This window comes from Roseateles sp. GW835-FHT13E02, from assembly GCF_058794035.1.
Genome location: NZ_JBXAGJ010000002.1, coordinates 91,192 through 106,602, shown reverse-complemented (window position 1 = coordinate 106,602; position 15,411 = coordinate 91,192). Strand labels below are relative to the sequence as shown.

The following is a 15,411-nucleotide window of genomic DNA, read 5'->3' as shown; positions in this document are numbered from 1 at the left end:
CCGTCACAAGCAAGGGGAGGGTGAATGTGCGGGATATCGGGTTTCTGGTGGCGTGAGGACCACCAAACTGGGGCTGAGCTTGAGGAGATGGCGCTGGCGATGGCATGGCGCCAGAAGCATCGAGGACCTGACGATGCGGGGGTTTGGGTGGATGCAGCGCAGCAATTGGCCTTGGCTCACCGGCGATTGGCGATTGTGGATTTGTCGCCCTCAGGGCATCAGCCCATGGCCTCGTCCAATCAGAGATTCCAGATCGTCTTCAACGGTGAGATCTATAACTTCAAAACTCTGCGCGCTGAGTTGCAGACATTGGGCCATCGATTCCGATCCAGTGGTGACACCGAAGTGATGCTCAACTCGTTCCTGCAATGGGGTGTTTTGGATGCGGTCAAGCGTTTCGCTGGCATGTTTGCATTTGCTTTGTGGGATGCCCAAGAGCAGCAGCTGCATGTTTGCCGTGACCGATTGGGAAAGAAGCCTTTGTACTTGGCACAGACGCATCGAGGGCTGGCGTTCGCCTCGGAGCTGAAGGCATTTTGGGCCCTGCCGGGATTTCGGCCACAGATCAGTGCAGCCGGTTTGGAGGGCTTTCTTCGTTATGGCTATGTGGCCGACAACCTGTGCATTTTTGAATCGTGCAGCAAGGTCATGCCCGGTGAATTGCTAACTATCAACCGTGACGGCGCGAGGCGCAGCCTCCGTTACTGGAGCCTGACTGAGGTGGCCCGTGCAGGGCAGGGAGCCCGCATTGCCGATCCTCGCGAGGCGCAGGATGTTTTGCTGGATACCTTGCGTCTGGCCACACGTGAACGCATGGTGGCAGATGTGCCTGTAGGCGCCTTTTTGTCGGGGGGGATTGATTCGGGCTTGGTTGTCTCCTTGATGCAGGAGCAGGCGAGTCAGCCGACGCGAACGTTTTCCATTGGTTTCGAGGAGCGCTCTCACGATGAGGTGCCGGTGGCTCGTGCGGTGGCAAAGCACCTGGGCACGCAGCACACGGAGTTGTACGTGACTCAGCGTGAAGCCTTGGCGACTGTGGAGCGATTGCCCGAGGTGTTCGATGAACCGTTTGCCGATGCTTCGCAGATTCCGACCACCGTGTTGGCAGCGCTCGCGCGACAGCATGTGACGGTGTCGCTCACGGGTGACGGAGGCGATGAGGCTTTCGGTGGCTATGTGCGCTATCGCAACGAGCACGGAGCTTTGCGCCATCTGTACAAGTTGCCTGCCCCCATGCGAAGTGCATTGCGTGGCGGTATGCAAGCCGTGCCTGAGCCCGTATGGACAAGCTTGGCTGGATGGATGCCAGAGAAGCGTCGGCCACGTTTGTTGGGCTCGAAGGTTCAGAAGTTGGCGAGAGCGTTGGGCCATCCTTCCGGAGGCGATCGTGACCGTATGTTCTTGACGTACTGGCATGATCCGCCGCTGGCGGCAAAGCTGGGTTCCGTTCAGCGAACTGAGGCTTTGCTCGATGCGGCGGAGTCGTTGAATTTGGTTCCGTCGGAACGGATGCAGTTTTGGGAAACCCAGCACTATTTGCCGGGTGATCTGTTGGTGAAGATGGATCGGGCTTGCATGGCTGCGTCGTTGGAAGCGCGTAGTCCTTTGCTGGATCACCGCGTGGTGGAGTTGGCTTGGCGACTGGATCCGGATTTGAAAGCCGGGCCAGCTCAGCTCAAATCGGTGCTGCGTGAACTGCTGTTCCGTTTTGTGCCGCGGGATTTGGTTGATCTGCCGAAGCAGGGGTTTTCAGTCCCGGTGGGGGCTTGGCTCCGCGATGAGCTCCGTGAGTTTGCCGAACATGCCTTGACCTATGCGCGGCGGGAGCTGACCGATTTGCTGGATATGGCTCCAGTGGATGAGTCTTGGCACAAGCATCTGCAAGGTGAGGCAGGTCAGGCGGAGCGCTTGTGGACGGTCGTCATGTTCGCGAGCTGGCATCGACGATGGATGGGGTCTTTGAACGCTTGAGGTCAGGCATGTTTTCGATTGACGGGCAAAGAGGTGAAGCGTGAAAAAGAATGAGGGTCGGCCCGTGATGCTGGTCGCTTCTGGCGGAGGCCATTGGACGCAAATGATGCGCTTGAGGCCTGCTTTCGAAGGCATGGAGCCCGTGTTTGTGGGCGTGAAGCCCTATTACGCAGAGGATGTTGCTGGAGCTCGATTTGAGTGGGTGCAGGACGTCAGCCGCCTGCATCGTTGGAATCTTCCGCGCACGCTCTTGGGCTTGACCTACCTGATGCTCAAGTATCGGCCAAGGGTTGTTGTCACGACCGGCTCAATGCCGGGGCTGCTTGCCTTGCGTTTGGCCAAGTTGCTGGTTGGCGCCAAGACGGTTTGGATTGACAGCGTGGCCAATGTGGAAGAGGTGTCCTTGTCGGGACGAACCGCTGGACGAACTGCCGATTTGTGGTTGACGCAGTGGCCCCATTTGGCCCGTCCTGAGGGACCTCAGTACTGGGGCAGTGTCATATGAAGATTTTCGTGACGGTGGGCTCCATGTTGCCCTTCGACCGTTTGGTGCAAGCCGTCGATGCTTGGGCGGGGCAACAAGCTGAGGTCCAAGGTTTTGCCCAGATCGGCGTTTCAGAGTGGCGCCCCCGCCATCTCGAGAGCCAGGCCATGCTTTCCCCGGCCGAATATCGCGAACGTTTCCGTTGGTGCGACCTGATCATTTCCCATGTGGGCATGGGCACGGTCATCACTGCGGCAGAGCTTGGTAAACCTTTGCTCTTGCTGCCACGGCGCGTGCACTTGGCCGAGGTGACCAGTGCCCATCAGGAGGCAACCGCCAAATGGTTGCGCGGAAAGCCGGGGATCTGCCTGATCGAGGATGAGTCGGAATTGGCGCTCCGCATTCCCGAGGCCATGGTCATGGAGCGGCCACAAGCTCTGCCTCAGGCCTCAGCGCCTTTGCTGGACGGTCTGCGTCGCTTTGTCACGCAGGCACTCGACAATAGATGACATGGTGGGCAGGCCCCTGTGTCAGAGATTCAATTCAACGCTGGAAGGAAAAAATGTGGTTCGCATCGGAATGATCGGCTTGGGCAAGATGGGCTTGTCTCATCTTGCGATCGTCAGGGCACATCCGCAGGTGCAATTGGTCGCCGCGTGCGACAGCACCGCATATTTGACGGATGTCTTGTCCAAGCATACGGGCCTGAAGTGCTATGCCGATTTCGATCGCATGCTGGCTGAAGAGCAATTGGACGCCGTGTTGATCGCCACACCGTCCAAGTTGCACGCATCCATGGTGCAGAAAGCCCTGGAGAAGGGCCTTCATGTGTTTTGCGAGAAGCCTTTTGTGCTTGATGTCCAAGATGGTGAGCGTTTGGTTGCGCTGGCCGATGCCAAGGGCTTGGTGACGCAGGTCGGTTACCACTATCGCTTTGTCGGCGCCTTCCAGGAGGCGGCTCGCATTGTCCAGTCGGGTGCGCTGGGCACAGTTCATCATGTCCGGGCTGAAGCCTATGGCCCTGTGGTGCTGAAAGCGAAAGGTGGAACTTGGCGCTCTGCCAAGAATGAGGGCGGCGGTGCCTTGTATGACTATGCATGCCATGCCATCGATTTGGTGAATTACGTTGCCGGCACGCCCAGCTCGGTGAGCGGTGTGGTGCGGCATGGCGTCTTCTCGCGCGACGTGGAGGACGAGGTGTATTGCTCGCTCAATTACGCCTCAGGCGCCAGCGGGCAGCTGTGCGTGAATTGGAGCGACGAGAGCTTCCGCAAGATGAGCACCAAGATTTCCGTCTGGGGCACCAATGGGCGGATCACTGCTGACCGTCAGGAGTGTCAGATCTATCTGCGCGAACCTGCTGCCGCGCTGCCCGAACTGAAGGCTGGTTGGACCGTGCGTTACACGACCGATCTGACGGAAGAGGTCTGGTATTACCTGCGTGGCGAAGAGTATTCGGCGCAGATCGACTATTTCGTCAAGAGCTGCGAGCAGAAGCGACTCAATGGCCAGAACAGCTTCCGATCCGCTTTGGATGCGGACCGCGTCGTCGCCATGATCTTGGCAGAGGGTTCTGCGGCCCATCCTGGCGCGGGCGCGCCTTTGGTCTCTGCTGCTGCTGCGCCCAAGGGCCTGCTGTCCCGCATCTTCGGCTGAGCCGGAGCCTCCATCTATGCAAGGAAATCACAACACCATGGATCGCGTCCTGTTTGGTGACAACCAGTTTTTTGGTGTCAACCACATGTCCGAAGAGAAAGCCCGTGCGCAGCAGATGCGCTTCCAGGACCTGCAGGCCATCATCGATGTGCTGGACGCAGCCTACCAAGAAGGCATCCGAACCTTCATGTGCACGACCCACGATCGGGTGGAGCAGATCTGCGACTACTTCCGTGCGAACGCCAGCAAGTATCCGGATTACCAGTTCTACCCCTGCATGCCCTACGCGCACAAGTACGCCAATGCGGTGACCGAGCATGGCATGATCGACGCGCTGCGCAAGTTCTTGCCTGATGACGGCGCCGTCGGCGCCATGCTCAAGGGGGGAATGGCCTTGGCCAACAAGGACATCGAGGCGATCTTGCAACTGCTGATCGATGCAGAAATGAAGATGTTCCACGGCTTGAAAACGCCGGTGATCTTCATGCAAAACGTGATCACGGATTTGTTGCTGGGCATCGGGATGAAGGAGGCCTTCCGCATCTTTCACGATCATGTGCGCAACAAGTACGGCGCTGAGGCAGGCTTTATCACCATGAATACGCCTGCTTTGCTTGATGTGCTGGATGAACTGGGAATTGAGAATCCGATCATCTGCTCCAACATCAACAAGATTGGTTTCCGCATGTGCGGGGGAATCGAGTTGTACGAAAAGACGCTGTCTACACGCAAATTCCGTCCGGTTGCCATGTCGGTGCTTGCTTCAGGTGCAATCTCGCCCAAGGAAGCGATCGACTATGTTTGCAAGCTGCCCAACATGGAGTCCATCGTTTTTGGTGCATCTAGTCGTGCGAATATCCGGCAGACCAAACAGCTGATTGATGAACTATGGGTTCATCGCCCGTAAGTTAGGTGGTCAATAGAAGCTTTTTATCTCGATTAGACCATTCGTCCGCGAGAAATGCATTGCGTGCGCAGGATATCTGAGATAAGTTGATCTGGTTGTGTAGCCCTGAAATACTTGGGTTTGCTAGGCGGTTGCTTGCCTTGCAAACCCTTGTTTTTATCTGCGCATTCAGGTTTCAAGATGTCGCGGGTGAGTTGCGTGGCTGCCGTCTGGAGTGTTGCCTTTGCGATTTTAGTTTGGGGTGCCTGAGGCAAATTTTGAAGATATGAAAACTGTTTGCTTTCTTGTTATCTCTGATGGTATCGGTGGTGCGGAGCATGTTGTTGAAAAAATTGTTTCTCGACTGGATTCGCAGAAGTTTCGTGCGATCTTGGTTTTGAATAGCGAGATTGCTCCATACTTTCGTAGGCAAGTGCCTGCAGTACAGATCTTGGATGTCGGTCGTATCTATCCAACCAGCCGCATTGCTGCGTCATTGATCTTTCACGCGCAGCGCTTATTTGATCCACTAAAACTCCGCCTGCAGGCGAAGCTCGGGCAGATCGAAGAGTTTTTGGCGAAGCACGATTGCCATACGCTCAGTGTGCATTTGATGTATGACTTGTATTTGGCTGTACAACTGAAGTCGCGTCAGGCGCATCTTCGCTTGGTTTATTCAATTCATGGCTTGCTAAGCCTGGATCCTGATGCCGCGAGGTATGTCCATTCGCACCATCAGTTCGGAGCTTTGCTTGAGCAATGCGATCAGTTGGTCTGCGTTTCTCCACACATTCAAAAGGTGCTGCTTGAAGTCATTCCAGAGGCGCAGGCGAGGAGCTTGGTGATTGAGAATGGTGTCGACCGAGCTTATCTCACAAGCTTTCGCGCCGACCGAAATCCCCGTCGGAGCGAAAGAAACGGTCTGCTGGTATTGTTCTGTGGTGGTGATAAAGAGGTCAAGGGTGGTGCAATACTGCAGCAAGCCCTTGAATCAATCTGCTCTGCTTCTTCAGCGTTCAAATTCAGAATACTCGGGCCAATCTCTCATGACAGCGTCTGGTACGCGTTGGCCCTCAAGTTTCCCGGAGCAATTGAAGTGCTTGGATTCCAGGCGAAAGAAATCTTATATCAAGAGATTGCGAATACCGACCTTGTACTGATGCCCTCGCTGAGTGAGGGGCATCCCATCATCGCGTTGGAGGCCCTGTCTTTAGGTGTTCCGGTGTTTGCAAGTGATATACCCGCTTTTCAGCATTTGTTGCCAGAAAATCAGAGATTCGCACTGACGGTAGAAGGTATGTTGGCTGTGCTCCATCGAATTGCAACTGATTCGGCCTGCATGCAGTTTGCGGAGGCGCATGCGGCATCTTTTCATGCGCAGGATTGGATGGAAGTTGTCAGTCGATACGAGGCCCTCTTTTGAACGCCGGAAGATGTTTCAGGAACGTTTTTTTCTCGCGCTTATTTTCTTTCCTGCCCATGAAACCCCAGCAAGGATCAACTCTGGGATTGCTCGCAGGGCGCTCCAGTAAATCGACTTGACGTCCGATAGGCTAGTCAGAATCAAAGGGATTCCGATGACAACCAGGGTCTGGGCAATGAGGGCGGCCAGTGCAGCGCCTGACGGTCCGAAGCGAGGAATCAGGATGGCAGCCAGAACCAGATTACTCACGAGTAGAACAATCGATTTAACCACCAAGATGCGTGATCGATTGGTGGCGAGCAAATACTGATTGATCGGGGCGTCCACGAAAACCAGCACTGCCAGCCAAATGTGAATGACCAAAATCGGCGCAGCCGCCGCATAGCTCTTGCCCAAGATGGGTACGATGGACTGGGTGCCGGCCATGAGCACCAACGCGCACGGTAACAAAGAGATCAAAAACATGGCGCCAACAATTCTTGCCATGTTGTGGGTGAGTTTCTCACCGAGATCGCTGGCGTAAATGTAGCGAGCGGCGATTGATTGCATCAGAACAGGTGGGATGATCCACCATATTTCTGAAAACCTGAGTGCTGCAGCATAAATTCCAACTGCAGCCATGTCTGAGAAGTGTCCTAGTAGAAGCTGGTCTAGCTTTGCATTGATCGACACAATCAAGGCATTTAGGATAATTGGCAAGCCTGCTACCACCATTGAAAATGCGTGTCTGATGTCATAGGTCCAAGTCGAAATCCTCATGCCTTTGAGTTGGTATGCTGCGATCAATAGTGCGCAACCGATGATGGCCTCAATGCTGAAGGTCCACATCAAGGCAATCAGTCCTGCTCCACTTAGTATCACTCCCGCCCGCATGGTGGCACCAAGGATCATGGTGATGTTTTTTCCGATAATGACTGGTTTTATATTGGTATGTGATGTGAACCAAATTGTGATGCCTGCTGGTATCTCGGCGAATGGCACTCCAAAGCACAAAATCGCCAGCAACAGCATTTGTGTATCATCAAATCCTTGAATCCACTTTCCGGCTGCCAGCGCAAGCATGACGGCGAGAATGGATCCAGTAAATCGAACGAGCAGTGCACTGCCCATGATTCGGTTTTCGTCTGATCGATCTCTCACCAAATCTCGCATCACAGTGTCACCGACACCTAGCCATGCAATTGCATTGAATAGGCCCAGCCAAGCGTAGATGTAGTTGAAATTGCCGTACTTCTCTGGCCCCAGATAACGTGCAATCCATAGGCCAACAAGAAGGCCCGTGAACAGGCGGAGGACTTTCTCGCTGGAGTGCCAAGCGATATTGATAAGTACCGTTCGCATGTGGGTGTTTGAGGACATAGGTGCGTCAGGACAATGTGATCTTGCCAAGCTGCTTAATGTAGCGGAAGGAGCTTGTCAATTTGTGGAGAGTTCAGTGAATCCGATCGACTGTCTTGGAAATATGACGCCATGGGCAGTCTAGGGGCTGTGCCGGCACTCAGTCGGGCATTGATTGCTTGTTTCGAGTATCTCCGGACCAATGAAAAACGGCCGAGTCGACTCGGCCGTTTTTCTAAGGATCTTAGGCTAGTTGTTCATGACATACACTCGAATGTCGCTTTCTTGATAGTTTGCATTGCTGCTTGCTCGCACAAAGGTCGGATTTCGAATCAATACGGTTTTCGTTGATGCATTTGCCGACCATGTGTTACCAGGGCCGCCCCATTGGTAGTGTCCGAATTTTACAAATGGTGCAACAGAAGGGGTGTTGTACCCGAAGGAGCCTATGTAGTTGACGATCTGCAGCCCGTCTTTCCATACCAACAGGTGTGGACTGTCTTTTGGATTGGTAGAAACAGTTGCCTTTATGACAAAGTAGGTCCATTCCTTTGTTGGCAGGCCCTTGCTGCTCCAGCCATCAATCGATGTTGTGCTCGCCTTGGTGACAACAGAGTTGGCATTGTTTCTGTAGTACAGGCTGAATCTGTCGCCAATCACGGACAGCGCAAATATTGGATTCAGAGGAATGGAGCCATCGGATTGATGAATCTGCGCGACTATTTGTTCTTCTGGCGTATTGATCCATTTGTCCAGTCTTATTCCAAAGCCAAACCAGAATTCTCTGCCGATCTCAAGTCGACCCGGTTGGGTCGCAGAAAAACTCAGTTCGCATCGTGGCGCACCTGCTTGTAGTCCATCATCTTTATTTGCTCGGAATTGCAGCACTTTGCGCTGTGGTGCATCGGGGTCGGGGACTTTGCCAAAACGCATGGCCCCTAGTCCAGGGCCTAGGTCCGATCCTTGAATGCCAGTTTCAGGAACATCGATAGCCCCCTTTGCGACTCCAGCGCATTCCACTGACCAAAGCCATCCATAGCTTTTGAAAGTGTTTCTCGTATCAACTTGAGCAAAGATGTCATTGGTATTTACCGGCTTTGCACTGGGTGTGCTTCTTTGTCCGGTGATGGCTGGCGCTGGGTTGGCTGCAAGGTTGGCTACGTCGGCAGCATTTGTTGATTCAGGTTTTGTACTGGCCAAGCTTGCCGAGTTCTGGCTGTCATTGATTGCGGGGTTGGGCACTGCAAACGATGATGGCTGGGAGACTGGGGACAGAGAGGTGTTGCTTGGCTTATTTGCCGAGTTGTCTGGTGTCGAAGGCTTGACGGCTGCCGTGAGGTTGGGATTGGCGCCTGAATTGGCCTTCTGCTCGGTTTTTGCGGCGCTTGCACTCGAAGATGCAATCGCGGGCTGTGCCGCAGCACTTGTGACTGAACTTTCGGTCCGTGCAGCCAGAATGCTCGACGTTGCATTTCCATTTGTGTTTGGTGTGCCAGAAGCACTCGCTTCAGATGCGGATGCTGCGCTGCTGGCTTCAGCAACAGAATCGGCCTTCGCGTTCGATGCAGCGGCTGCTGAACTTGGGGCGATTTGTGCAGTGGATTTCTCGGGTGCGTCGGCGCCTGATCCTCCGCCGCATGCGGCCAGTTGGGCCGTGATTGCGAGAGCGATCATGTGATGGCGGCTCTGGGGGCTCTTGACTCCAGAAGGGTGAGCGCTGTATTGCATGGTGTGTTGGGCCTCGTATGAAGTCGCCAGGAACTGGCGCGTGAGGCGCGACACTCACCGCAGCTAGCTCACCATACGGGCGAGTTGGCTGACAAGCGGACGGTGCGGCCCGTCCGGAATACATCGGCACTTCTCTTCTTTACTTGAGTTAATGGGGTTTCCGTCGCTTTGGCCCGTGCTCTTTGAACTGAGCGCACCGTCAACGTACTTGTTCGGCTTGCAAATCAATCTCTCTTGATTTGCTTGGAGTCGTTGAGAGTTTGAGTGCCCCGCGCTGAGCCGGCACCTGGCGTGCCCAATTTCAAGGGTGTTAAGGTGCATGGAGAGCAGGCTCACCTGTCTGATAGAGCTGACTTGTTATACGTCAAGCTTGTCTGCGAGTATTCTTACGATCCGCTCTGCGGACTTTCCGTCCCACAAGGCCGGCCGCCGGCCGCGTTTGCCGCCCGTCTTCAGTGTTTCGAGTGCCAAGGGGATGATCACGTTCGGGTCCGTGCCTGCCAGCACGTTGCTGCCTTCGTCCACCGTGACGGGACGCTCCGTGTTCTCGCGCATGGTGATGCAGGGCACGCCGAGGGCGGTGGTCTCTTCCTGCAGGCCGCCGCTGTCGGTGAGCACCAGGGCGGCATCCTTCCAGAGGTGGAGGAAGGACATGTAGGCCTGCGGGCCCATCAGGGTGACGTTGGCGCCCAGTTGCACGCCGAACTTCTCGATATTGGCGCGGGTGCGGGGATGGACTGGAAAGACCAGCGGGATTTCGGCCGAGACGGTGCGCAGGACCGTGGCGATGCGCTCCAGGGCTTCAGCACTGTCCACATTGCTCGGGCGATGCAAGGTGACGACCCCATAGCGGCTGTGCTGGCGCTTGTACGCGTCGCTTTCCAGGACCGAGGTGTCCTGGGACTTGAGCTTCTCGGCTTGGAACAACACGTTGTCCACCATCACATGGCCGACATCGAAGACCGTGCTCATGTCCTTGCCTTCGCGCTGCAAGTGCTGGGTGCCGCTGGGCTCGGTGACAAAGTACCAGTCGCTGATGGCATCGGTCACCAGCCGGTTGATCTCTTCCGGCATGCTCATGTCGCCACTGCGCAGGCCTGCTTCCACATGGGCCACAGGCACACCGGCTTTCTTGGCCACGATGGAGCAGGCCAGGGTGGAATTGACGTCGCCGACGACCAGGCAGGCGGCCGGCTTTTCTGCATTCACCAATTGCTCGTAAGCCAGCATGATCTTGCCGGTCTGGTCGGCATGGCTGCCGCCGCCGCAGCCCAGGCGCACATCAGGCGCCGGAATGCCCAGCTCTTCGAAGAACACATCATTCATGTCCCGGTCGTAGTGCTGGCCGGTGTGGATGATCTTCCAGCTCAGGCGGCCGCTGGCCTGCAGGGCCCGCACGATGGGGGCGATCTTCATGAAATTGGGTCGGGCGCCCGCGATCAGGTGGATGCAGGGCAGGGCGGTGGAGGTCATGTGGCGGCGTCTCGTTGGAGGTCAGCCCGCTTCAGGTTCAAGGGAGTGGTATGAACGCGGGCAAGTGCGGCAGATTCTAGGGGCGGCAAGTTGCCGTCAAGCGACAGCCCGGCTCGGCACGCCGCAACTCCCTAACTTGAGTGGTTGCTGGTGATTTTGCCGGGCGCGCAGCCCTCACGAGGCATCAAGCACAGCACTTGTCGGCGAGAATGCGCGCTGACCGCCGACGGCGCCATATGGGCTCATGTTGGCGCAAGCGCCCTGGCCGAGACTCGCGGCCCCGCACATGAACCAGGAGATTTTGTGAAAGTACTCGTCACCGGCGCCGCCGGCTTCATCGGCATGCATGTCAGCCAGATCCTCCTGGCGCGAGGCGACCAGGTGGTCGGCCTGGACAATCTGAACGATTACTACGACCCGACGCTGAAGCACAACCGCCTCGCTCGGTTGACCGGCAAGCCCGGTTTCGAGTTCGTGAAGATGGATGTGGCGGACCGCCCCGGCATCGAGAAGCTCTTCAAGGATCACAAGTTCGACCGGGTGGTCCACCTGGCCGCCCAGGCCGGTGTGCGCTACTCGATCGAGAACCCCCACGCCTACATCGACAGCAATATCGTCGGCTTCACCAACATCCTGGAAGGCTGCCGCCACAACGGTGTGCAGCATCTGGCCTATGCCTCCAGTTCCAGCGTGTACGGCGGCAACACCTTGATGCCTTTCTCCGAGCACCACAGTGTCGACCACCCGGTCAGCCTGTATGCCGCCACCAAAAAGGCCAATGAGCTGATGGCCCACACCTACAGCCATCTGTTCCGCCTGCCCACCACCGGCCTGCGCTTCTTCACGGTCTACGGCCCCTGGGGTCGCCCGGACATGGCCCTGTTCCTGTTCACCAAGGCCATCATCGAAGGCAAGCCGATCAATGTCTTCAATCACGGCAAGATGATCCGTGACTTCACCTACATCGACGACATCGCCGAAGGCGTGGTGCGCGTGCTGGACCGCCCGGCCACGCCGGAGCCAGGCTACGACTCCGACAAGAGCGACCCGGCCCACTCCAACGCGCCCTACCGCGTGTTCAACATCGGCAACCACGCGCCGATCCAGTTGATGGCCTTCATCGAGGCGATTGAGAAGGCGGTGGGTCGCGAAGCGATCAAGAATTTCATGCCGCTGCAAGACGGTGATGTGCCCGCCACGCATGCGGATGTCGAAGAGTTGGCCGCCTGGACCAACTTCCGCCCGGCCATGCCGGTGCCGGACGGTGTTGCCAAGTTCGTGGCCTGGTACCGCGACTACTTCAAGGTCTGAGGCCCGTCCAGGCCGCAGCCCGAGTGGCTGCATCACAAGCCAAGCCCGCCCGCGTTCGCGCCGGCGGGCTTTCTTTTACTTCTTGGCTTTGATCCTCGTCCGAATGGCTCATCAGGCCTTCATATTTCGCGGTTAAAACCGGAACCAGGCGCTACGCTAGCGCGTCGCCAAGCCACTTCGCGAAACATCAGGAAAGACAAGGCCGCCGAATGAAAGTCACCGCCATTGGCACGGGTTATGTGGGTCTGGTTACGGGCGCCTGCCTGGCCGAGATGGGCAACCATGTCGTTTGTCTGGATGTGAATCCGGAAAAAATTCGCATCCTCAACGAGGGCCAGATCCCCATTCACGAGCCGGGCTTGCTGGACATCGTGCGCCGCAATGTGGCTGCGGGCCGGCTGCAGTTCACCACCGACATCGATCGAGCGGTCAACCACGGCACCATCATGTTCATTGGCGTCGGCACGCCGCCCGATGAAGATGGTTCGGCCGATCTTCAATACGTGCTGGCGGCCGCGCGCTCCATCGGCCAGCGCATGACCGACTACAAGGTCATTGTCGACAAGAGCACGGTGCCCGTGGGCACGGCCGATCGTGTGCGTGCCGCTGTGGCGGAAGAGTTGGCCAAGCGCGGCTCCAACCTGAACTTCTCGGTGGTCTCCAACCCGGAGTTCCTCAAGGAGGGCGCTGCGGTCGAAGACTTCATGAAACCGGACCGCATCATCGTCGGCTCGGATGATGAACAGGCCACGCTTTTCATGCGGGCGCTGTACTCGCCCTTCACGCGCAACCATGACCGCATGATCGTGATGGATCTGCGCAGTGCCGAGTTCACCAAGTACGCCGCCAATGCCATGCTGGCCACCCGCATCAGCTTCATGAACGAGATGGCGCTGCTGGCAGAGAAAGTCGGCGCGGACATCGAGCTGGTGCGCCGCGGCATCGGCTCCGACCCGCGCATCGGCTACAGCTTTCTGTATGCCGGCGCGGGTTATGGGGGATCTTGCTTCCCCAAGGACGTCAAGGCCTTGATTCGTGCGGCAGAAGATGAAGGCATCCCGCTGCGCGTGCTGACCGCCGTGGAGCAGGCCAACGAGCGACAGAAGCTCCTCTTGGTGGACAAGGTCGTGTCACGCTTTGGCTCCGACTTGACGGGCCGCCATTTCGCTCTGTGGGGCCTGGCCTTCAAGCCCAATACCGACGATATGCGCGAGGCGCCAGCCCTGGTCATCGTCCAGGAGTTGCTGCGGCGCGGCGCCACCCTGGCGGCCTACGATCCCGTGGCCATGCCGGAGGCTCAACGCCTGCTGGGTGATCACAGCGGACTGCAGCTGTGCCCCAGTGCGGAGGCTGCGCTTGAGGGGGCTGACGCCCTGCTCTTGATCACCGAGTGGAAAGAGTTCCGAACGCCGGATTTCGACGGAATCAAGCGCTCACTGAAGCAGCCCGTGGTTTTTGATGGCCGCAATCAATGGGAGCCCGCTCTCATGAAGACACTGGGCTTCGAGCACTTTGCGATTGGCCGCGGGCTGTCGCTTTGACAAGCTTGGATCTACCCCGCTCGAGCAAGCCCTGACTCATGACGCTGAGTACGGGCCGCGCACTCGAAGGGAAGGACAGGTTCAGCGATTGAGCTTGGTGGGCTTGATGGCGCGTCAGTCGAACAGCCGCGGCGCGTCGGCCAGCAGTGGAGCTTTCAGGTCTTTGTCTGCCAGCAGGGGCGCTGCGCCAACATCTGGCCATGCGATCCCAATCTCAGGGTCATCCCAACGCACAGCACCTTCGGCCTGAGGCGCGTAGGTGTCGGTGGTCTTGTAGAGAAAGTCAGCACTCTCGCTGAGCACCAGGAAGCCGTGGGCAAATCCGGGTGGAATCCACAACTGCTTGTGGTTGTCGGCGCTCAATTCGACGCCCACCCAGCGCCCGAAATTGGGGCTGGACCGGCGGATGTCTACGGCCACATCAAACACCGCGCCCGCCACGCAGCGCACCAGCTTGCCCTGGGCATGGGGCGGCAATTGGAAATGCAGGCCGCGGAGAACGCCTCGTGCGGAACGGGAGTGATTGTCCTGAACAAATCGAATGTTCTGGCCCACGGTCTGATTGAAGACGTCTTGGTTCCAAGTTTCGGCAAAGAAGCCACGCGAATCACCGAAGACGCGCGGTTCGATCAACAGCACATCAGGCAAATGGGTCGGACAGGCTTTCATGATGCGGGTGCTCAATAGGGGCGATCTGTCAAAAGCCGCTGCAGGTACTGCCCATAGCCATTCTTGGCCATGGTTCTTGCCATGACAGCCAATTGCTCGGCGTCGATCCAGCCAGCGCGGAAAGCTATTTCTTCCGGGCAAGACACCTTGAGTCCTTGCCGCTTCTCGAGAGTGGCAATGAACTGGCCAGCCTCCAGCAAACTGTCATGAGTTCCGGTGTCCAGCCAGGCATAGCCACGTCCCATCATTTCCACTTGCAACTGATCTCGTGACAAATAGTGTGCATTGACATCCGTGATCTCCAGTTCCCCACGGGCACTTGGACGGATGCTCGCTGCGATGTCGCACACTTGCTCGTCGTAAAAGTAGAGACCCGTTACGGCGTAGTTGCTTTTCGGGTGAGCGGGCTTTTCCTCGATTGACAATGCGCGCAGCTGGCCGTCGAACTCCACGACGCCATAACGTTCCGGGTCGTTGACGTGGTATGCAAAAACGGTCGCTCCAGTTTTTGTGCTGTCCGCATGTTGCAGCAGACTTTGGAAGTCGTTGCCGTAAAAAATGTTGTCCCCAAGGACCAAGGCGCTCGGCGCGCCGCCTAGGAACTGGCGACCCAAGATGAAAGCCTGAGCCAGGCCGTCGGGGCTGGGCTGTACGCAATAGCTGATGTTCAGCCCCCAGCGCTGCCCATCACCGAGCAAGGCCTCGAAGCGAGGGATGTCCTGTGGCGTGCTGATCAGCAGGATGTCGCGGATGCCTGCCAGCATCAGCGTGCTCAAGGGGTAGTACACCATGGGCTTGTCGTACACGGGCAGCAGCTGCTTGCTCATCGCCATGGTGGCGGGGTGCAGGCGTGTGCCCGAGCCACCGGCCAGAATGATGCCCTTGCGATTCTTGGATGAACTCATGGTGTAGCTCCAGATGTGCGGCCCGC

14 protein-coding genes are annotated in these 15,411 nt (G+C 57.1%); 9 read left to right on the top strand and 5 right to left on the bottom strand.

Annotated features, from left to right (window positions below):
- The first annotated feature begins 24 nt into the window (after positions 1–24).
- The 6 genes from asnB (at position 25) to AC1Q6P_RS02210 (ending at position 6,420) form a co-directional block, all read left to right on the top strand.
- Positions 25–1,971 (top strand): asparagine synthase (glutamine-hydrolyzing), encoded by a 1,947-nt coding sequence (asnB, locus tag AC1Q6P_RS02235; protein WP_492662848.1) that lies wholly within the window; start codon positions 25–27, stop codon positions 1,969–1,971.
- A gap of 40 nt (positions 1,972–2,011) precedes the next feature.
- Positions 2,012–2,476, top strand: coding sequence for a hypothetical protein (locus AC1Q6P_RS02230; protein WP_492662847.1), 465 nt, complete (start codon positions 2,012–2,014; stop codon positions 2,474–2,476).
- A complete protein-coding gene (locus AC1Q6P_RS02225) occupies positions 2,473–2,964 on the top strand; it encodes a glycosyltransferase (protein ID WP_492662846.1) in 492 nt (163 codons plus the stop codon). The genes AC1Q6P_RS02230 and AC1Q6P_RS02225 overlap by 4 nt, the downstream gene beginning before the upstream one ends.
- Before the next feature lie 55 nt (positions 2,965–3,019).
- Entirely contained in the window at positions 3,020–4,111 is a 1,092-nt protein-coding gene (locus AC1Q6P_RS02220) for a Gfo/Idh/MocA family protein (protein WP_492662845.1), read from the top strand.
- Positions 4,112–4,148: 37 nt separating this feature from the next.
- A complete protein-coding gene (locus AC1Q6P_RS02215) occupies positions 4,149–5,018 on the top strand; it encodes a hypothetical protein (protein WP_492662844.1) in 870 nt (289 codons plus the stop codon).
- A 265-nt stretch (positions 5,019–5,283) separates the two neighbouring features.
- The gene (locus AC1Q6P_RS02210; protein ID WP_492662843.1) at positions 5,284–6,420 is read left to right on the top strand and encodes a glycosyltransferase family 4 protein; all 1,137 of its coding nucleotides are present in this window, start codon (positions 5,284–5,286) and stop codon (positions 6,418–6,420) included.
- A gap of 15 nt (positions 6,421–6,435) precedes the next feature.
- Here AC1Q6P_RS02210 and AC1Q6P_RS02205 read toward each other — a convergent pair whose 3' ends face one another.
- Together AC1Q6P_RS02205 and AC1Q6P_RS02200 are read right to left on the bottom strand one after the other, a co-directional pair.
- Positions 6,436–7,779 carry a flippase gene (locus tag AC1Q6P_RS02205; RefSeq protein WP_492662842.1) on the bottom strand — a complete coding sequence of 448 codons (1,344 nt, stop codon included), beginning with the start codon at positions 7,777–7,779 and terminating at the stop codon, positions 6,436–6,438.
- A 228-nt stretch (positions 7,780–8,007) separates the two neighbouring features.
- Complete coding sequence (locus tag AC1Q6P_RS02200) at positions 8,008–8,691, bottom strand: heparin lyase I family protein (RefSeq protein ID WP_492662841.1); 684 nt, start codon at positions 8,689–8,691, stop codon at positions 8,008–8,010.
- Between the two features lie 142 nt (positions 8,692–8,833).
- Between AC1Q6P_RS02200 and AC1Q6P_RS02195 the strand changes: the two genes are divergently transcribed.
- The gene (locus AC1Q6P_RS02195; RefSeq protein ID WP_492662840.1) at positions 8,834–9,436 is read left to right on the top strand and encodes a hypothetical protein; all 603 of its coding nucleotides are present in this window, start codon (positions 8,834–8,836) and stop codon (positions 9,434–9,436) included.
- Between the two features lie 407 nt (positions 9,437–9,843).
- Here the strand turns inward: AC1Q6P_RS02195 and wecB are convergent, their stop codons facing one another.
- Positions 9,844–10,959, bottom strand: coding sequence for a non-hydrolyzing UDP-N-acetylglucosamine 2-epimerase (gene wecB / locus AC1Q6P_RS02190; RefSeq protein WP_492662839.1), 1,116 nt, complete (start codon positions 10,957–10,959; stop codon positions 9,844–9,846).
- A gap of 303 nt (positions 10,960–11,262) precedes the next feature.
- Here wecB and AC1Q6P_RS02185 point away from each other — a divergent pair, with 303 nt between their 5' ends.
- Both AC1Q6P_RS02185 and AC1Q6P_RS02180 read left to right on the top strand, forming a co-directional pair.
- A complete protein-coding gene (locus tag AC1Q6P_RS02185) occupies positions 11,263–12,270 on the top strand; it encodes an NAD-dependent epimerase (protein ID WP_102767566.1) in 1,008 nt (335 codons plus the stop codon).
- A 209-nt stretch (positions 12,271–12,479) separates the two neighbouring features.
- Positions 12,480–13,811, top strand: a complete 1,332-nt coding sequence (locus AC1Q6P_RS02180) for a UDP-glucose dehydrogenase family protein (protein WP_492662838.1) — start codon at positions 12,480–12,482, stop codon at positions 13,809–13,811.
- 114 nt (positions 13,812–13,925) lie between these two features.
- Here AC1Q6P_RS02180 and rfbC read toward each other — a convergent pair whose 3' ends face one another.
- Both rfbC and rfbA read right to left on the bottom strand, forming a co-directional pair.
- Entirely contained in the window at positions 13,926–14,480 is a 555-nt protein-coding gene (rfbC, locus tag AC1Q6P_RS02175) for a dTDP-4-dehydrorhamnose 3,5-epimerase (protein ID WP_102769562.1), read from the bottom strand.
- A gap of 11 nt (positions 14,481–14,491) precedes the next feature.
- Positions 14,492–15,385: a glucose-1-phosphate thymidylyltransferase RfbA gene (gene rfbA / locus AC1Q6P_RS02170; RefSeq protein ID WP_492662837.1), complete on the bottom strand. Its 894-nt coding sequence runs from the start codon at positions 15,383–15,385 to the stop codon at positions 14,492–14,494.
- Between the last annotated feature and the right edge of the window lie 26 nt (positions 15,386–15,411).